The organism is Pseudomonas sp. AC239, assembly GCF_979258545.1.
In genome coordinates, this window is record NZ_OZ409864.1 from 3,368,624 (window position 1) to 3,386,234 (window position 17,611).

At 61.2% G+C, this 17,611-nt stretch carries 15 protein-coding genes and 1 pseudogene; 8 read left to right on the top strand and 8 right to left on the bottom strand.

From position 1 onward, the window contains the following. Positions 1 to 52: 52 nt before the first annotated feature. The 6 genes from dinG to ACZ0AZ_RS15340 all read left to right on the top strand — a co-directional run bounded on the left by dinG (position 53) and on the right by ACZ0AZ_RS15340 (position 8,651). Positions 53 to 2,197, top strand: a complete 2,145-nt coding sequence (gene dinG, locus ACZ0AZ_RS15315; RefSeq protein WP_024011911.1) for an ATP-dependent DNA helicase DinG — start codon at positions 53 to 55, stop codon at positions 2,195 to 2,197. 95 nt (positions 2,198 to 2,292) lie between these two features. After that, the gene (locus tag ACZ0AZ_RS15320) at positions 2,293 to 4,761 is read left to right on the top strand and encodes a beta-galactosidase (protein ID WP_463537671.1); all 2,469 of its coding nucleotides are present in this window, start codon (positions 2,293 to 2,295) and stop codon (positions 4,759 to 4,761) included. Between the two features lie 210 nt (positions 4,762 to 4,971). Continuing rightward, positions 4,972 to 6,117 carry a serine hydrolase domain-containing protein gene (locus tag ACZ0AZ_RS15325; protein WP_463537672.1) on the top strand — a complete coding sequence of 382 codons (1,146 nt, stop codon included), beginning with the start codon at positions 4,972 to 4,974 and terminating at the stop codon, positions 6,115 to 6,117. 113 nt (positions 6,118 to 6,230) lie between these two features. Further along, the gene (locus ACZ0AZ_RS15330; RefSeq protein WP_039762626.1) at positions 6,231 to 7,334 is read left to right on the top strand and encodes an OmpA family protein; all 1,104 of its coding nucleotides are present in this window, start codon (positions 6,231 to 6,233) and stop codon (positions 7,332 to 7,334) included. Between the two features lie 24 nt (positions 7,335 to 7,358). Next, positions 7,359 to 8,006: a pyridoxamine 5'-phosphate oxidase gene (pdxH, locus tag ACZ0AZ_RS15335; RefSeq protein WP_076566258.1), complete on the top strand. Its 648-nt coding sequence runs from the start codon at positions 7,359 to 7,361 to the stop codon at positions 8,004 to 8,006. A 180-nt stretch (positions 8,007 to 8,186) separates the two neighbouring features. After that, entirely contained in the window at positions 8,187 to 8,651 is a 465-nt protein-coding gene (locus tag ACZ0AZ_RS15340) for an outer membrane lipoprotein (RefSeq protein ID WP_016771369.1), read from the top strand. A gap of 71 nt (positions 8,652 to 8,722) precedes the next feature. Here ACZ0AZ_RS15340 and ACZ0AZ_RS15345 read toward each other — a convergent pair whose 3' ends face one another. The 5 genes and pseudogenes from ACZ0AZ_RS15345 to nhaA form a co-directional block, all read right to left on the bottom strand. Beyond that, on the bottom strand, positions 8,723 to 8,974 hold the full coding sequence (locus tag ACZ0AZ_RS15345) for a pyocin S6 family toxin immunity protein (RefSeq protein ID WP_310406850.1): 252 nt from the start codon (positions 8,972 to 8,974) through the stop codon (positions 8,723 to 8,725). A gap of 20 nt (positions 8,975 to 8,994) precedes the next feature. Further along, complete coding sequence (locus ACZ0AZ_RS15350; RefSeq protein ID WP_129998836.1) at positions 8,995 to 9,240, bottom strand: colicin E3-like toxin immunity protein; 246 nt, start codon at positions 9,238 to 9,240, stop codon at positions 8,995 to 8,997. 49 nt (positions 9,241 to 9,289) lie between these two features. Continuing rightward, the gene (locus ACZ0AZ_RS15355; RefSeq protein ID WP_463537673.1) at positions 9,290 to 9,526 is read right to left on the bottom strand and encodes a DUF7683 domain-containing protein; all 237 of its coding nucleotides are present in this window, start codon (positions 9,524 to 9,526) and stop codon (positions 9,290 to 9,292) included. Next, positions 9,523 to 10,729, bottom strand: a pseudogene (locus tag ACZ0AZ_RS15360) (S-type pyocin domain-containing protein). Before ACZ0AZ_RS15360 ends, ACZ0AZ_RS15355 begins: the two are co-directional and overlap by 4 nt. A gap of 172 nt (positions 10,730 to 10,901) precedes the next feature. Continuing rightward, entirely contained in the window at positions 10,902 to 12,086 is a 1,185-nt protein-coding gene (gene nhaA, locus ACZ0AZ_RS15365) for a Na+/H+ antiporter NhaA (protein WP_463537674.1), read from the bottom strand. Between the two features lie 250 nt (positions 12,087 to 12,336). Between nhaA and ACZ0AZ_RS15370 the strand changes: the two genes are divergently transcribed. Further along, positions 12,337 to 13,431, top strand: a complete 1,095-nt coding sequence (locus ACZ0AZ_RS15370; protein WP_129998837.1) for a PLP-dependent cysteine synthase family protein — start codon at positions 12,337 to 12,339, stop codon at positions 13,429 to 13,431. 133 nt (positions 13,432 to 13,564) lie between these two features. On the opposite strand, the gene ACZ0AZ_RS15375 is transcribed toward ACZ0AZ_RS15370, so the two are convergent. From ACZ0AZ_RS15375 to ACZ0AZ_RS15385, 3 genes are all read right to left on the bottom strand, one after another. Continuing rightward, positions 13,565 to 15,178: an NAD(P)/FAD-dependent oxidoreductase gene (locus ACZ0AZ_RS15375; RefSeq protein ID WP_310406856.1), complete on the bottom strand. Its 1,614-nt coding sequence runs from the start codon at positions 15,176 to 15,178 to the stop codon at positions 13,565 to 13,567. A gap of 96 nt (positions 15,179 to 15,274) precedes the next feature. Beyond that, positions 15,275 to 15,928: a COG3650 family protein gene (locus ACZ0AZ_RS15380; protein WP_463537675.1), complete on the bottom strand. Its 654-nt coding sequence runs from the start codon at positions 15,926 to 15,928 to the stop codon at positions 15,275 to 15,277. A 60-nt stretch (positions 15,929 to 15,988) separates the two neighbouring features. Then, complete coding sequence (locus ACZ0AZ_RS15385; RefSeq protein ID WP_039762641.1) at positions 15,989 to 16,588, bottom strand: short chain dehydrogenase; 600 nt, start codon at positions 16,586 to 16,588, stop codon at positions 15,989 to 15,991. Between the two features lie 104 nt (positions 16,589 to 16,692). Here ACZ0AZ_RS15385 and ACZ0AZ_RS15390 point away from each other — a divergent pair, with 104 nt between their 5' ends. Then, entirely contained in the window at positions 16,693 to 17,607 is a 915-nt protein-coding gene (locus tag ACZ0AZ_RS15390; protein WP_463537676.1) for a LysR family transcriptional regulator, read from the top strand. Positions 17,608 to 17,611 lie beyond the last annotated feature (4 nt).

Below are 17,611 nucleotides of genomic sequence, written 5' to 3' on the forward strand. Positions count from 1 at the left end.
CGCCGAACCAAACTACTGAAAATTTATCCAGCGTTTTTGCGCCCGACACTCAATGATCAGCACTGAACTCAAAACCACGATCCAGGGCGCCTATTCGCGTTTTCTAGAGGCCAAGAGCCTCAAGCCGCGTTACGGCCAGCGCCTGATGATCGCCGAAATCGCCAAGGTCCTCGGGGATATCGATACCGACGATGAAGGCCGGCGCAGTGGCGACCCCGCGATTGTCGCGGTGGAAGCCGGCACCGGTACCGGCAAGACGGTGGCGTACAGCCTGGCGGCGATTCCTACGGCGAAACTGGCCGGCAAGCGTCTGGTGATAGCCACCGCGACCGTCGCCCTGCAAGAGCAGATCGTCTACAAGGATCTGCCCGACCTGATGCGCAACAGCGGGCTGAATTTCAGTTTCGCCCTGGCCAAGGGCCGTGGCCGCTACATGTGCCTGTCCAAGCTCGACATGCTGTTGCAGGAAGGCCACGCGCAAACCGCCACCGCGCAACTGTTCGAGGAAGAAGGCTTCAAGATCGAAGTCGACGAGGCCAGTCAGAAGCTGTTCACCAGCATGATCGAAAAGCTCGCCGGCAATAAATGGGACGGCGACCGCGACAGCTGGCCGAACGCGCTGGAAGACGCCGACTGGGCGCGCCTGACCACCGATCACAGCCAGTGCACCAACCGTCATTGCCCGAACTTCGGCCAGTGCGCCTTCTACAAAGCTCGCGAAGGCATGGGCAAGGTTGACGTGATCGTCACCAACCACGACATGGTCCTGGCGGATCTGGCGTTGGGCGGCGGCGCCGTGCTGCCGGACCCGCGCGACACCATTTACGTGTTCGACGAAGGTCACCATTTGCCGGACAAGGCCATCGGCCACTTCGCTCATTACACGCGCCTGCGCTCCACCGCCGACTGGCTGGAAACCACCGCCAAGAACCTGACCAAATTGCTCGCGCAGCATCCGTTGCCGGGTGATCTCGGCAAGCTGATCGAGCAGGTGCCCGAGCTGGCGCGGGAGATCAAGACCCAGCAGCAGTTCATGTTCACCGCCTGCGAGCAGATCGCCGATTTCAAACCCGGCGAAGACGTCGAAGGCCGCGAACGTCCGCGACATCGCTTTGTCGGCGGGGTGATTCCCGAGGACATGCGCGAGATGGGCATCGAGCTGAAAAAAGGCTATTCGCGCCTTAACGATCTGTTCCAGCGCCTGACCGACCTGCTCAAGGAAGGCATGGACGGTGAGGTCAATATCGGCATCGCCAGCAATCAGGCCGAAGAATGGTATCCGCTGTTCGGCAGCCTGTTGTCCCGTGCTTCCGGCAATTGGGAACTGTGGACCGCGTTCACCGCCGAAGACCCGGAAGACAGCCCGCCGATGGCGCGCTGGCTGACCCTGGCCGAAAGCGGCTCGCTGTTCGACATCGAGGTCAACGCCAGCCCGATTCTGGCGGCGGAAACCTTGCGTCGCAGTTTATGGAATGTCGCTTACGGCTGCCTGGTGACCTCGGCGACGCTGACGGCGCTGGGCACTTTCGACCGTTTCCGCATGCGCGCCGGTCTGCCGAAAAAGGCTGTCACGGCGGTGGTGCCGAGCCCGTTCCACCATGCCGATGCCGGCGTGCTGCGCGTGCCGGACCTGAAGGCCGACCCGCGCGATGCCGCCGCCCACACGGCGGCGATCATTCGCGAGCTGCCCGATCTGGTCGAAGGGTCGCGCGGCACGCTGGTGCTGTTCTCCTCGCGTAAGCAAATGCAGGACGTGTTCGACGGTCTCGACCGCGACTGGCGCAAGCAAGTGTTCATTCAAGGCAACCTGTCGAAACAGGAAACCCTGAACAAGCACAAGGCGCGAGTCGATGGCGGTGATTCCAGCGTGCTGTTCGGGCTGGCCAGTTTCGCCGAGGGGGTCGATTTGCCGGGTGCCTACTGCGAGCACGTGGTGATCGCCAAGATTCCGTTTTCGGTGCCCGACGATCCGGTCGAAGCCGCCTTGTCGGAGTGGATCGAGGCGCGTGGCGGCAATCCGTTCATGGAAATCTCTGTGCCCGATGCCTCGCTGAAACTGGTTCAGGCCTGCGGCCGTCTGCTGCGTACCGAAGAAGACCGCGGCACCATCACTTTGCTCGACCGGCGTCTGGTCACTCAGCGCTACGGCAAGGCGATCCTCAATGCGTTGCCGCCTTTCCGTCGTGAAATATCCTGAGACTCGGGTGGGCCGATTGGCCCACCGCGTTGTCTATCTCTCTGCCACCGCTGTTCCACTGGCCTTGACTGGTCGTTAGGGAGAACTCCGTTCTTATGATCCGCCGTTCGTTGCCCGCTGTTTTCGCCTTGATCTTTGCCGCGCCGCTGCTGGCCGCGCCCGCCGGTCAGCAGACGCTGTTCAACTTCGTACGCCCGGCCGACGTGGTCAAGGTCGCCACGGAAAACGCCGACCTGCCCCAGGCCAATGCCGAACAGACCGCAGAAGGCGAAGTGCTGCGCCGGGTGACGTTCAACCCGGTCGCGCGGCCGACCTTGCGCCTGACTCCGCAGACCGGCGCTTGGGACTGGTCGCAGTCCGGCATGATGACTCTGCGACTGCAGAGTGCGATGAACTGGGCGGTGACGGTTTATGTGCAGATCCAGAGCAACGATGGCCGCACTCTGGTCAGCCGCGTCGATCTGCCGGCCGGCCCCGCGCAGACCTTGCTGGTGCCGCTGGTGGCTTCGACGCCGCTGAGCCAGGGCATGAAAGCCGGGCCGCCGATGCCGATGACCGTCGATGGCCAACGCATTCTGCTGGCCAGCAGCACGGGCGAGATCGATCGCAGTCAGGTGGTTTCAGTGAGTCTGTCGATGGATCAGCCGAAAGTTGCGCAGAGCCTGTTGCTCGAGCGGTTCGGCGTGCAGGACGGCGAATCGGTGACGAAGGCGGTGTACGGCAATCTGGTCGACGCTTACGGGCAATCGACCCGCAGCAAATGGCCGGAAAAAGTCAGCAGCGACGAGCAACTGAAAAACGCCGCCAGCAAAGAGCAGCAACAACTGAACAGTTGGCTGGCCGAGCGCGAAAAGTCCTCGCTGGACAAGTTCGGCGGCTGGAACAAAGGCCCGGCGTTCAAGGCCAGCGGTTTTTTTCGCACGGAAAAACGTGACGGCCGCTGGTATCTGGTGACCCCTGAAGGCCACCCGTTCTATTCGCTCGGCGTCAACACCGTCAGCCCGCAAGTCAACCAGACCTACGTCGCTGGTCGTGAGTACATGTTCGAATCGTTGCCGAAGAACGACGACCCGCTGGCCGCGCATTTCGGCGAGGGCGACAACCGTGGCGGCAACGGTGCCGATCAGGGCCGTGGCTACGGCAACGGCCGCTGGTACGACTTCTATGGCGCCAATCTGCAACGCCTGTACGGCGAACCGTGCAAGGCGGACAGCGACAACAAGGCCGGGATTGCCGAAGCGGCGAAGGCGGGCGCGGCTGAGGCCGGCTCGGTGCAGGCTGCTGAGACTGCAACGGTGCCTGCCGAGCCAAAATCCGGTATTGCCGAAGCGGCGCAGACCGATGCGGTGCAAGCGTCCAGCGAGGAAACCGCCCCGTGCAAAGCCACTATTGAAGAAGAACGCTGGACCCGCCATACCCTCGATCGGCTGCAAGCCTGGGGCTTCAACACGGTGGGCAACTGGAGCGCGCCGTCGCTGGCGGATGCTGAGCGCGTGCCGTACACCTTGCCGCTGTCGATCGTCGGCGATTACGCCAGTATCAGTACGGGCAGCGATTGGTGGGGCGGGATGCCGGATCCGTTCGATCCGCGTTTCGCCATGGCCACCGAGCGCGCCGTGGCCATTGCCGCCCGCGATCACCGTGATGATCCTTGGCTGATCGGTTATTACGCCGACAACGAACTGGCCTGGGCCGGCCCTGGCGACGATCCGAAGGCTCGTTACGCGTTGGCCTACGGCACGTTGAAAATGACCACCGACGTGCCGGCCAAGCGCGCCTTTCTCAAGCAATTGCGCGACAAGTACCGCAATCAGGCCGGGCTGTCCAAGGCCTGGGGCATCGAGTTGCCGGCATGGGAATTGATGGAAGACCCTGGCTTCGTGCCGCCGCTGCCAAACCCGGAGCATCCGGAGATCGAAGCGGATTTCAAATACTTCCAGAAGGTCTTCGCCGATACCTATTTCAAGACCATTTCCGATTCGCTGAAATGGCACGCGCCGAACCAGATGCTGCTTGGCGGCCGCTTCGCTATCAGCACGCCTGAGGCCGTGGCGTCCTGCGCGCAGTATTGCGATGTGTTGAGCTTCAACCTGTACACGCTCAAGCCGCAGGACGGCTACGACTTCGCCGCGCTGGCAGCGCTGGACAAACCGCTGCTGATCACCGAATTCAACTTCGGCTCAGCTGACCGGGGCCCGTTCTGGGGCGGCGTGACGCAACTCGCCAAGGAAGAAGATCGCGGCCCGGCCTATGCCAACTTCCTCAAACAGGCGCTGAGCGAACCGTCGATTGTCGGCGTGCACTGGTTCCAGTATCTCGACCAACCGGTGACCGGGCGTTTGCTCGACGGCGAGAACGGCCATTTCGGTCTGGTCGGGGTGACCGATCTGCCTTATCAGGGTTTTGTCGAGGCAGTGCGCAAAAGCAATCTGCAGGCGCTCGAGCAACTGGGCAAGGAGGCGCAGAAAACCCCGGCGGCGGAAGTTGAAGGCGGGCGCAAGGCCGAGGCTGGCAAAGCGCCGGGGGCTGCACAGGCGGGTGGGCATTCGGGGAATGGTCACTAGGTTTCAGATCGCGTTATCGTTCTTCGCGAGCAGGCTCGCTCCCACAGGGGAACTGCGCTGCTGTTGAGATCCACTGTGGGAGCGAGCCTGCTCGCGAAGGGATCACCATAAATTGCCGATCAACCGTCTGGCCCGCGCCTGTTCCCAAATCCCTCAAGGGCTGGAACAATGCGGGCCACTTTGTAGAGCGTTTTCGCGGGGGAGTTGCGGGTGCAGATTCAGGGACATTACGAGCTTCAATTCGAAGCGGTGCGCGAGGCTTTCGCCGCACTGTTCGACGATCCCCAGGAACGCGGCGCAGCCCTGTGCATCAAGGTCGGTGGAGAAACCGTTCTCGACCTCTGGTCCGGTGCTGCCGACAAGGACGGCGCCGAAGCCTGGCACAGCGACACCATCGCCAACCTGTTCTCATGCACCAAGACCTTTACCGCCGTTACCGCGCTGCAACTGGTGGCCGAAGGCAAGTTGCAACTCGACGCCCCGGTTGCCCGCTACTGGCCGGAGTTCGCCGCCGCCGGCAAAGAATTCGTCACCCTGCGCCAATTGCTCTGCCATCAGGCCGGCCTGCCGGCCCTGCGCGAACTGCTCGCCCCTGAAGCCCTGTACGACTGGCAAACCATGGTCGACGCCCTTGCGGCCGAAGCCCCATGGTGGACGCCCGGCACCGGTCACGGTTATGCCGCGATCACCTACGGCTGGCTGGTCGGCGAATTGCTGCGCCGCGCCGACGGTCGTGGGCCGGGCGAGTCGATCGTCGCTCGGGTCGCTAAGCCGTTGGGCCTGGATTTCCATGTGGGCCTGGCCGACGAAGAGTTTCATCGCGTGGCGCACATCGCCCGTGGCAAGGGCAACGCCGGCGACGCTGCGGCTCAGCGCCTGCTGCAAGTGACCATGCGCGAACCGACGGCCATGACCACCCGCGCTTTCACCAATCCGCCGTCCGTGCTGACCAGCACCAACAAGCCGGAATGGCGACGCATGCAGCAACCGGCGGCCAACGGCCACGGCAACGCGCGCAGTCTCGCCGGGTTCTATGCCGGCCTGCTCGATGGCAGCCTGCTCGAGAGCGAGATGCTCGAAGAGCTGACCCGCGAGCACAGCCTCGGCGACGACAAGACTTTGCTCACCCGCACTCGCTTCGGCCTCGGCTGCATGCTCGATCAACCGGACGTGCCCAACGCCACCTACGGCCTCGGCCCGCGCGCGTTCGGCCATCCGGGAGCGGGCGGCTCGATCGGTTTTGCTGATCCTGAGCACGATGTGGCTTTCGGTTTCGTGACAAATACCCTGGGGCCTTACGTTTTGATGGATCCGCGCGCGCAAAAGCTGGCGCGGGTGCTTGCCACTTGTCTGTAAAGCTTCAACAAAGGTTCCAGGGTCGGAACCTCGAAGGGATTTTCGTTTCAAAACGGCTGTTTATCCGGGCGAAAGTGCTCTGATTTTTCATTACTTCATTTTGTGGATTTTCAATGTCATCTAAAAAGACCCTCGCCCTGGCCCTGTGTGTAGCGATCACCGGTTGCGCACAGAACCCGAAAAACGATGCAGACGGCGGCAGTTGGTGGCCGTTCGGTTCTTCTGACAAAGTCGCGGCCAAAGATCCGGCACCGGCTCCGGCTCCTTTGAAACCAGCGGCGACTGCGCCAGTGGCCAAGGCTGAGAGCAGCAACCCGTGGTACTGGCCGTTCGGTTCCAGCGATGAAGCGGTCAAGGCTGATCTGAAGGCCGAGGTCAAACCTGAAGCCAAACCGGTCGAAGTGGCCAAAGCCGAGGCGCAGTCCAATGGCAAATGGTGGTGGCCGTTCGGCGGCAAGGATCAGCCAACTGCCAAAGCGGTGCCTATGCCGGATCCGAAGGTCACTCAAGCCTGGCTCGACGACTACGAGCCGCGTCTGCGTGAAGCGGTGAAAGACAGCAATCTGCAACTCGAGCGTCGCGATAACGTACTGGTGGTGACGGCGCCGGTCGAAGGCTCGTTCAACCCGGACCGCCCGGCGATGCTGCTGCCGGTCACGCTTGGCCCGTTCACTCGCGTAGCGAAAATCCTTGAAGCCGACCCGAAAACTGCGGTGCTGGTGCTCGGTCACAGTGACACCAGCGGTGCGGCGCCGGCCAACATCAAGCTGAGCCAGGAACGTGCACAATCGGTTGCAGCGATCTTCCGCCTCAGCGGCTTGCAGCGCGACCGTCTGATGCTGCGCGGCATGGGTTCCGAAGCGCCGCGTGCGGCCAACGACAGCGTTGAAGGTCGCGCCTTGAACCGTCGTGTCGAACTGCTGGTGACGCCGCAAAACACCATGGTTGCACTGCTGAGCAAATACAACATGCCGGCGCCGAAGCCGGTGACGATGGTTGCTGCGCAAGATGTCAAGCCAGTGGCCAAACCCGCCACCCCAGCGCCTGCTGCCAAGAAAGCTGCTGCCCCGGCGGCGAAAAAAGCGCCAGCCAAAAAAGCTGCCGCCAAGGCTCCAGCGAAAAAGGCGCCGGCCAAGACTCCGGCGAAAAAGACTGCGCCAGCCAAAGCCGCCGCGACTGACAAGAAAGTCGCCGCAGCCGACGCCGCCAAGAAGTGATCCGCTAACGAAAAGGAATCCGCCATGACCCAGGCTCTGGCCGATATGCGTCGCGACTACACCCGTGACGGTTTGACCGAGGCGCAAGCCCCGGCCGAGCCGTTTGCGCTGTTTCACCAGTGGTTCGCCGATGCGGTGAAAACCGAGCAGGCGCCGGTCGAAGCCAACGCCATGACCTTGGCCACGGTCGATGCCGACGGTCGACCGCATTGCCGCATTCTGTTGCTCAAGGGCCTGGACGAGCAGGGCTTCACCTTCTTCACCAACTACGACAGCGCCAAGGGCCAGCATCTGGCGGCCAATCCGTTTGCCGCCATGACTTTCTTCTGGCCAACACTGGAGCGCCAGGTGCGCATCGAAGGGCGGGTGGTGAAGGTTACGCCGCAGGAGTCCGATGCTTATTATCAAGTGCGGCCGCTGGGCAGTCGCCTCGGCGCCTGGGCCTCGCCGCAGAGCCGGGTCATCAACGGCCGTGGCGAGCTGGAAGATTTGCTCAAGGCCACGGAGCAGCGCTTCAGTGACAGCCAGCCGCACTGCCCGGAACATTGGGGTGGTTACCGCTTGTTGCCCGAGCGCATCGAGTTCTGGCAGGGCCGTCCGAGCCGCCTGCACGATCGCCTGAACTACCGCCTCCAGGGCACCGAGTGGATTCTGGAACGACTGGCACCCTGAGCAGTCTACCGAGCGAGATAAACGCGGATGGCGCAGGATCGCTGATTTGACGCTACCTTGAGTGGACGCTCGCGGGCATCTGTACCAGGCCTGAATGGAAGCCAATTTTATCCGGATGGTGTCGTGACAGGCGCCAGGCCACGGGGTTTAATGAACACATGTTCTTTTGGAGTTGATGCTATGCGTAAGTCTGTTCTGCTGGTTGCTTCCTTTTCGACGATGGCGATGTTGCTGACCGGCTGCCAATCGAGCCTCACCGGCGACTCCTACTCCCGTGACGAAGCGCGTCGTGTACAGACGATTCGCATGGGCACCATCGAATCCCTGCGACCGGTAAAAATCGAAGGCACCAAGACCCCGATCGGCGGCGCAGCAGGCGCAGTGGTCGGCGGCGTCGGCGGTAGCGCCATCGGCGGCGGCAAGGGCAGCATTGTCGCTGCAGTCATCGGCGCAGTGGCCGGCGGCCTGCTTGGCTCGGCCACCGAAGAAGGCCTGACCCGCACCCAGGGCGTGGAAATCACCGTCCGCGAAGACGACGGCAGCATGCGCGCCTATGTGCAGCAGGTTCAGGAGAATGAAGTATTCCGCGTTGGCGAGCGGGTACGGATTTCCACCGTTGGCGGAACCAGCCGCGTTTCGCACTAAGCGAGAAGCCGGGTAAAAGAAAACCCCGATCAGGTGACTGGTCGGGGTTTTTCTTTGCTTGAATTGCTCATTCAGTATGTGACGCAGGTGCCCATGAAGTATTCGAGGCCCTTTGGAAAACTGACGTTGAGCAGGTTTTCCAATGCGGTTACCTGATCCTGAGTCAACAACAGCTCGCCGGGTTCCACCTCATCCAAGGGCTTGGATTCAATGAGCTGAGCCACTTTTTCATTTATTTCGCTGCCTGTGATATCCAGCTCGAATTGCAAGGAGTCATCTTGGACTTCGTCAGTAAAGAATCCGGTAATCGAAAGAAAGCGCATGAAGAACTCATCCCGGTTATTTAACTGTAATCGAACGAAATCTGGTAGTCGCAGGTATTGAGTGTGATTTGATGTTGAAAGTACGGCTGAATGCTAGTTACCCACTTTTCGATGACGTTGAAGCCGCCATTATTGATGTTGCCTTCCACCGGAATACTCAGAGCATTCAAAACTGATTCATCGTCCCCCAGATCTTTTGACGATTCCTCGCCCTGAATTTCTAGGGTTGCTGTGTCGTACCACTCCAGCCTCAATACCAGACCCATTTTTTCCTCGCAGATACTTTGATGTTGTCTTCACATTGCTCGCTTACGGCTAATCGGGGCCGTTACATGTCAGTTGAAAGTAATAGCGTGAATCTGCGATTGATATCTGCATCAGTTTTTCAAAGGCTTGAACTTGTTTCTGATTCAAATCGTAGCCTTCCCACCCTTGCTGCTTGGTCGTCCAACCCATAATCGACTTAATGTGCTCTGCATGCTCTTTGGGTATTTCGGTTACCGATACTTGGTCATCAGTCTGCTTATCAAAAGCTTCTATCAAAAATCTCAAGGCTCAACGCTCCGTTTTTTTCCTTTCTTCGAGTTTTTATTCTTTTTTGTAGACGTGGGCTCACCAGTCGCTGGATCGAATTCCCCGATGTGGTTTCCCCGAGGATCATATTTTTCAATCGTTCCGTGCATGGAGTCCCATTCAAGAATATGCCCTTTGGCGGTTTTCCATCTTTTGCGTTTTGAACCACCGCCTTGGACTACTGTTTTACGGCCGACGATTCTGGCATCGGGAAAAGCCGGCAGTATGTCAGGCGGCGGATGATATTCGTGATCCCCAGCGCGAGTACTGATGACGATGTAGACCGGTTTAATACTAGATCCGGCCGGAAATACCAAAATAAAGTCTTTGTACTCCGGCGGATAAACCGGATTCACCAGTATCCCGTCCGCCGCTTTCGTCGGTGGATAGACCCAGATATGCGGTGCCTGCGGGGCAGCCTCCAGCGCTGGAATGCCGAGAATGTCCGAGCCATCCACCGCCGGGGTCCAGAGCAGTTCGACGCCTTCACCCAGATCCGCAACGAACCGGTCGCCGCGTGCAGTGAATTGCACGACATCGACCATTTCCCAATCGCGGTTCTTGCCGGTGTAGAAACCGTAACCCTTGAGCGTGCCATCGGCCTGTTGCTCGACGCGCAGGCGCACGCGGGTTCGGGCTTGTTTGAGTGTGCTTAGTTGCTCATCGGTGTAGAGCGCGCTGTCGCCCAGGGTGGATGGCATCAAAAGCGCAACCAGGCCCACCAAAGGCGCAGCCGCTGCGCTCGATACGAGCGCCGGCAGCGCTTCAAAAGCCGAGCCTGCCAGGGCCAGACTGCCGAACCCGACCGGGATGGCGTTGGCGCTGATTTTCTTGAGAGGAACGCCGCTTGGGTCGGCTTCGCGAGCGCCGAGCAGAATCAGCTCGCCGTAATCCTTCAGGCTGTCGGTCGGCACCATGCCGGAAGGATTGCTGTAATCAATGATCGCATCCGGCAACTTGCAGGACTTGGCGAATACACAGCCGGCACGCACGGCTTCAGGTTTTCGCCGCCACTTCACGGCTGCGCTCGAACGCCTCCTGCCGCGCCAGCATCGCGTCGTAAGCGTTTTGCCCGGCTTCGCGCTCGGCCAGTTCGGCGGCCGTCATATACCGCCAGGTAACGTGATGTCCGTCGCCCTGCGGTGGGTTTTGCACCCGGGGAATGTCCTTGTTCCGCGCCACTGATCGTCCCTTCGTTCATCATCTACAGCCCCTCGGAAAGGGGCTGCACGACGTTATCGAAGCGGGGAAAGTGTGGCTGTAGGACGGGTCGCTAATGACGTGGGGATTGTTCGCTGCGTAACTGTGAGGCGGTAAATTTGCGGCGAGGGGTCAAGCTCCCTCGCCACAAGGATTATTGCGGTTGTGAATTCTTGCGACTCGCCGCCGCCGTCACCGCATAACCAATCACCGCCGCGAGGATCGAGCCGGTGAGGATGCCCATGCGATCCATGCCGGCGTAATCACTCACGCCGGGTTCGAAGGCCAGCGAGCCGACGAACAGGCTCATGGTGAAGCCGATGCCGCAGAGAATTGCCACGCCGAGGACCTGGCCCCAGTTGGCGCCTTGGGGCAGGGCGGCGATGCCGATCTTGACCGCCAGCCAGGTCAGGCCGAACACGCCGACGGTCTTGCCCAGCAGCAGGCCGATGGCGATGCCCATCGGTACGTCGTGGGTGAAGCTTTCGACGGTGACGCCGCTCAGCGACAGGCCGGCGTTGGCGAAGGCGAACAGCGGCAGGATGCCGTAGGCGACCCAGGGGTGCAGCGCGTGTTCGAGGGTCAGCAGCGGCGACGACTCGGCGTTTTTCGTGCGCAGGGGAATGCAGAAAGCCAGGGTCACGCCGGCCAGTGTCGCGTGGACACCGCTCTTGAGCACGCAGACCCAGAGGATCAGGCCGATGATCATGTAAGGGCCGAGTTTGACCACGCCGAGCCGGTTCATCGCCACCAGCGCGGCAATGCACGCAGCCGCCAGGCCAAGGGACAGGGTCGAGAGTTCGCCGGAATAGAAGATTGCGATGATGACGATGGCGCCGAGGTCATCGATGATCGCCAGGGTCATCAGGAACAGTTTCAGCGACACCGGCACGCGTTTGCCGAGCAGGGCCAATACGCCGAGGGCGAAGGCAATGTCGGTGGCGGTCGGAATGGCCCAGCCACTCAGGGCGGCGGGGTTGTCGCGGTTGAGGAACCAGTAGATCAGCGCTGGCACCAGCATGCCGCCGATCGCTGCTGCGCCGGGCAGGACGATCTGCGAGGGCTTGGACAACTGGCCGTCGAGCACTTCGCGTTTCACTTCCAGGCCGATCAGCAGAAAGAACATCGCCATCAGGCCGTCATTGATCCACAGCAGCAGGGGTTTGGCGATTTTCAACGCGCCGATCTGCGCCACCACTGGAGTGTCGAGCAGGCCGGTGTACAGCCACGACAGCGGTGAGTTGTTGATGATCAGCGCGAGAACGGCTGCGGCGATCAATAGCAGACCGCTGGCGGCTTCCAACTGAAAGAAACGCGTGAAAGTGCTACGCAGAGGCAAGGTCGCTCTCCATCGAATCGTGAAAAAGGTGAAACACCCTAACCCGTACCGTTAGTTGTTAAAACAAAAGTTATATTCTTTTTTGTTATATGTCGTTACAGGCTGTCTGGTTCGGGCAGCACTGAGCCTAGCAGTTGCCTGACACATTGAGACTCAGCTGTATCTTTGCCGCCTGCGGGATTTTTCCTAAGCTTGTGACAGACCTTTTCAGAAGACCGATCTTCTGGCTGATTCAACGAGAACCGAAACCATGAGCGACAACCGACAGTGGGCCCGCGAAGCCATCCGCATCATTGAGGCGGACTTCCAGCGCAGCGCCGACACCCACCTGATCCCCTTGCCGCTGCCAGGTTTTGCCGGCATCGAATTGTATTTCAAGGACGAGTCCAGCCACCCGACCGGCAGCCTCAAGCATCGCCTGGCCCGTTCGCTGTTCCTTTACGCGCTGTGCAACGGCTGGCTCAAGCCCGGCGCGCCGGTGATCGAGGCATCCAGCGGCTCGACGGCGATCTCCGAAGCGTATTTCGCGCGCATGCTCGGTTTGCCATTTATCGCGGTGATGCCCGCGACCACCTCGAAAGAGAAGATTGCCCAGATTGCCTTTTACGGCGGGCAGAGCCATCTGGTGCAGGATCCGACGCAGATCTACGCCGAATCCGAGCGCCTGGCCCGCGAGCATGGCGGTCACTTTATCGACCAGTTCACTTACGCCGAACGTGCCACCGACTGGCGAGCGAACAACAACATCGCCGAGTCGATCTTCCAGCAGATGCGCTACGAAAAACACCCTGAGCCGACCTGGCTGATTTCCAGCCCCGGCACCGGCGGCACCACCGCGACCCTCGGCCGTTACGTGCGTTATCGCCAGCACTGCACCCGCGTGTTGTGTGCCGATGCCGAACGGTCGGTGTTCTTCGATTTCTACCAGACGGGAGATGCCAGCCTGCGCCTGGAATGCGGCTCACGCATCGAAGGCATTGGCCGGCCTCGGGTCGAGGCGTCGTTCCTGCCCAAGGTGATCGATGCGATGGTCAAGGTGCCGGACGCCTTGTCGCTGGCGGCCATGCATTATCTGGCGCAGCGTTTGGGGCGGCATGTCGGCGGGTCGAGCGGGACCAATCTGATCGGTGCGCTGATGGCGGCGCAGCAGATGAAAGCGGCGGGGCAGTCGGGATCGATCGTGGCGATCCTGTGCGATGGCGGCGAGCGTTATGCCGACACTTATTACGACCAGGAATGGTTGAAAGCGCAGGGTTACGAACTGGGTGAGTTGATCGCAGCGGTGGCGGCGAGTGCCGAGCGCGGGGAGGTGCTGCCGACCTCGGTGCTGCGCGCCAACATCTGACACACCCCAATCAAATGTGGGAGCGGGCTTGCTCGCGAAGGCGGTGTGTCAGGCGATAAACGAATCGACTGAAACGACGCTTTCGCGAGCAAGCCCGCTCCCACAGGGGGTGTGTTGTGTCAGCTAATGCTGATTAGTCAGTGAGACCGAGGATATCCCGCGCCACCGCCTCGGCAATGCGAATCCCGTCGACACCCGCCGAGAGAATTCCGCCGGCGTAGCCCGCGCCTTCACCGGCCGGGAACAGGCCTTTGACGTTCATGCTCTGCAGCGACTCGTTGCGGGTGATGCGCAGCGGCGACGAAGTGCGCGTCTCGATTCCCGTCAGCACCGCGTCGTGCAGCGAATAACCGCGAATCTGCTTCTCGAACGCCGGCAAGGCTTCACGGATCGCCTCAATGGCAAAGTCCGGCAGCGCCAGCGCCAGATCGCCCAGCGCGACGCCCGGCTTGTACGAAGGCTCGACTTCGCCCAGCTCGGTCGACGGCTTGCCGTTGATGAAGTCGCCAACCAGTTGCGCCGGGGCCTTGTAGTCGCTGCCGCCAAGGATGAACGCGTGGGACTCGAGGCGCTCCTGCAACTCGATACCGGCGAGCGGGCCGCCCGGAAAGTCGACTTCCGGGGTGATGCCGACGACGATGCCGGAGTTGGCATTACGCTCGTTACGCGAGTACTGGCTCATGCCATTGGTGACAACGCGATTCGGTTCCGACGTCGCCGCGACCACAGTGCCGCCCGGGCACATGCAGAAGCTGTACACCGAACGGCCGTTCTTGGCGTGGTGCACCAGTTTGTAATCGGCAGCGCCAAGTTTCGGGTGGCCGGCGTATTTGCCCAGACGCGCGCGGTCGATCAGCGATTGAGGGTGCTCGATGCGGAAACCCACCGAGAACGGCTTGGCTTCCATGAACACGCCACGGCTGTGGAGCATGCGGAAGGTGTCGCGGGCGCTGTGGCCGAGGGCCAGGACCACGTGTCTGGAATGCAGGGTTTCGCCGCTGGCCAGCTGCACGCCGACCAGTTGGCCGTTTTCGATCAGCACGTCGCTGACGCGCTCCTGGAAGCGCACTTCACCGCCCAGTTCGCGGATCTGCTCGCGCATGTTTTCGACCATACCGGTCAGGCGGAACGTACCGATGTGCGGCTTGCTGACGTAGAGGATTTCCTCCGGCGCGCCGGCCTTGACGAACTCGTGCAGGACTTTGCGGCCGAGGAACTTCGGGTCCTTGATCTGGCTGTACAGCTTGCCGTCGGAGAACGTACCCGCGCCACCCTCGCCGAACTGCACGTTGGACTCGGGGTTGAGCACGCTTTTGCGCCAAAGGCCCCAGGTGTCCTTGGTGCGCTGACGGACTTCGGTGCCGCGCTCGAGAATGATCGGTTTGAAGCCCATCTGCGCCAGCAGCAGGCCGGCGAAGATACCGCACGGGCCGAAACCGACGACGATCGGCCGCTGGCCGAGATCGCTCGGTGCCTGGCCGACGAATTTGTAGCTGACATCCGGCGCCACGTTGACGTTACGGTCGTCGGCGAACTTGCCCAACACCCGGGCCTCGTCGCGTACGTTGAGGTCGATGGTGTAGATGAAGCACAGTTCGGAGGACTTTTTGCGCGCGTCATAGCTGCGCTTGAACAAGGTGAAATCGAGCAGATCATCGCTGGCGATGCCCAGACGCTGCACGATGGCGGCGCGCAGGTCTTCTTCGGGATGGTCGATTGGCAGCTTGAGTTCAGTGATTCGTAACATGGCGGGGATCCGGATTCGCGGGGCGCACAACTGCGCCAAGGCGTTTGAAGGCGGCGATTATAAGCCGCCGCGAGCGGATCCGTGGGGGAAAAACGATCAGTCGTTGCGTGCGCCGCCGAAATAGCCGCAGCCGCGTTGCACCTGACCGTCGATACGCAACTCGGCGCTCATGTGCTGCACGCTGCCGGTGCTGCTGTCGACGCAGCGCTGTGGCGCGACCCACAATTCAATGCGCTGGTTGTTGGCTTCGCTGCTGAGATTGAAGCGGCCGTCGCCCAGTTGTTCTTCCACATACGGCACGGCCAGCGGCGGCTGGCCGTCGCGCTCGATGACCATGCCTTTGCCGCTGACCTTGACGTTCCACTCCGGGGCATGGCCGGCGGCGCGCAGGATCAGCAGTTTGAAATTCGGATCATCGCAGGCCGTGCCCGAGCGTTCTACACGATACAACTGGACAAGGTCGAGACGGTCGCCGGAGACCTTGCCGCGCACATCGGCAAACAGCTTGCCCTGCTCGTCGGCCAGGGTGGCGGCCTCTTGCAGGACGCTGGTGCCGCCGATGTCGTTGACCACCAGTTGCCGCTGATCCTGGCACGGCTGGAACACCAGTTTGCCGTCGGCGGCGGTCAGTTGCCCCTGCATGCGCGTTTGCCCGGCATGGGACACACTTTGCCGCTGACCGTCGAACAACTGGCAGGCGGCAAACAACGGCAGCAGGGCAACGAGGACGATCGAACGGGCAACACGCATCTTTGGCTCTCCAGACAAGTGCTGCCACGTTACGCAGCCTGACCGTTCATCACAAGGGCCTTAACCCACGTGAAATGTCTGACCGGTTTGCAGGCCTTCGACACTTTTCGCGTAGGCCAATGCCACTTCCGCTGCAGGAACCGACTTGAAGCCACGGAAGTAGGGCGCGTATTTGCCCAGGGCTTCGGTCAGCACGGTCGGGCTCACCGAGTTCACCCGCAGGCCACGCGGCAGCTCGATGGCGGCGGCGCGGACGAAGCTGTCGAGCGCGCCGTTGACCAGCGCTGCCGAGGCGCCGCTGCGAATCGGGTCGTGGCTGAGCACGCCGGTGGTGAAGGTGAACGAGGCGCCGTCATTGGCGAACTCGCGGCCGATCAGCAGCAGATTGACCTGGCCCATCAGCTTGTCTTTCAGGCCGAGGGCGAAGCTGTCCCCAGTCATCTCGTCCAGCGCTGCAAACGTCACGTTGCCCGCCGCGCAGATCAACGCATCGAACTTACCGGTCTGTTCGAACAGCTTGCGGATCGACGCGCTGTCGCTGATATCCACTTGCAAGTCACCGCTGTTGCGGCCGATACGAATGACCTCGTGGCGTTGCGACAATTCTTTGTCCACCGCCGAACCGATGGTGCCGCCGGCGCCTATCAACAGAATCTTCATCGAGCTGTACCCCAATTGAGTGAATGAGGTTTCAGTGTAGGGTGGTTTTTTCCGCGGATAAGCGCACTAATAGGCAACCTTTGGTTTTCAAATGGAAACAATCCATGAGCGAAATGGATGACCTTGCTGCGTTTGCCGTGCTGATCGAGGCCGGCAGTTTTACCTTGGCCGCGCAACAGTTGGGCTGCAGCAAGGGCCAGTTGTCCAAGCGCATCAGCCAGCTCGAAGCCCAATTCAGTGTGGTCTTGCTACAACGCACGACTCGGCGCTTGAGCCTGACGGCGGCGGGGGCGGCGCTGCTGCCGCAGGCTCAGGCGCTGGTGGCTCAAGTCGAACGCGCGCGGCAGGCGTTGGCACGTTTGAAGGACGACATGGCCGGCCCCGTACGCATGACGGTTCCGGTTTCGCTCGGCGAGACCTTCTTCGATGGCTTGTTGCTGGAGTTTTCCGGGCAATACCCGGAGGTGCAGATCGAGTTGGAGCTGAACAACAGCTATCGCGATCTGGCCCGCGATGGCTTTGATCTGGCGATTCGAGCCGAAGTGGCCAATGACGATCGGCTGGTGGCCAGACCTTTGTTGGCGTGGCACGAAATGACCTGCGCCAGCCCGGCTTACCTCAAGCGTTTTGGCGAACCGCAAACGCCGCTGGACCTGGCCGTGCATCGCTGCTTGCTTAACAGCCATTACAGCGGGCGCGAAGAATGGCTTTATCACCAGCAGCACGAACTGCTGCGGGTGCGGGTCTCAGGCCCGTTCGCCAGCAACCATTACAATCTGCTGAAAAAAGCCGCGCTGTCCGATGCCGGCATCGCCCGTTTGCCGTCGTATCTGCTGCAAACCGAATTGGCTGACGGCCGCTTGCGCTGGCTGCTGCGCGATTACCAGACACGACGGATGCCGATGTATCTGGTGCACCCGTATCAGGGGGGATTGCCGAAACGCACGCAGGTGTTGGCGGATTATTTGATGGGCTGGTTCAAGCGCAGTGGCGAGGCGCTGGATCGGCTGCAGCGCTGATGTG

Coding starts and splice junctions, on each gene's coding strand:
- dinG (WP_024011911.1), top strand. CDS start 53: ATGATCAGCACTGAACTCAAAACCACGATCCAGGGCGCCTATTCGCGT.
- ACZ0AZ_RS15320 (WP_463537671.1), top strand. CDS start 2,293: ATGATCCGCCGTTCGTTGCCCGCTGTTTTCGCCTTGATCTTTGCCGCG.
- ACZ0AZ_RS15330 (WP_039762626.1), top strand. CDS start 6,231: ATGTCATCTAAAAAGACCCTCGCCCTGGCCCTGTGTGTAGCGATCACC.
- pdxH (WP_076566258.1), top strand. CDS start 7,359: ATGACCCAGGCTCTGGCCGATATGCGTCGCGACTACACCCGTGACGGT.
- ACZ0AZ_RS15340 (WP_016771369.1), top strand. CDS start 8,187: ATGCGTAAGTCTGTTCTGCTGGTTGCTTCCTTTTCGACGATGGCGATG.
- ACZ0AZ_RS15345 (WP_310406850.1), bottom strand. CDS start 8,974: ATGCGCTTTCTTTCGATTACCGGATTCTTTACTGACGAAGTCCAAGAT.
- ACZ0AZ_RS15350 (WP_129998836.1), bottom strand. CDS start 9,240: ATGGGTCTGGTATTGAGGCTGGAGTGGTACGACACAGCAACCCTAGAA.
- ACZ0AZ_RS15370 (WP_129998837.1), top strand. CDS start 12,337: ATGAGCGACAACCGACAGTGGGCCCGCGAAGCCATCCGCATCATTGAG.
- ACZ0AZ_RS15375 (WP_310406856.1), bottom strand. CDS start 15,178: ATGTTACGAATCACTGAACTCAAGCTGCCAATCGACCATCCCGAAGAA.
- ACZ0AZ_RS15380 (WP_463537675.1), bottom strand. CDS start 15,928: ATGCGTGTTGCCCGTTCGATCGTCCTCGTTGCCCTGCTGCCGTTGTTT.
- ACZ0AZ_RS15385 (WP_039762641.1), bottom strand. CDS start 16,588: ATGAAGATTCTGTTGATAGGCGCCGGCGGCACCATCGGTTCGGCGGTG.
- ACZ0AZ_RS15390 (WP_463537676.1), top strand. CDS start 16,693: ATGAGCGAAATGGATGACCTTGCTGCGTTTGCCGTGCTGATCGAGGCC.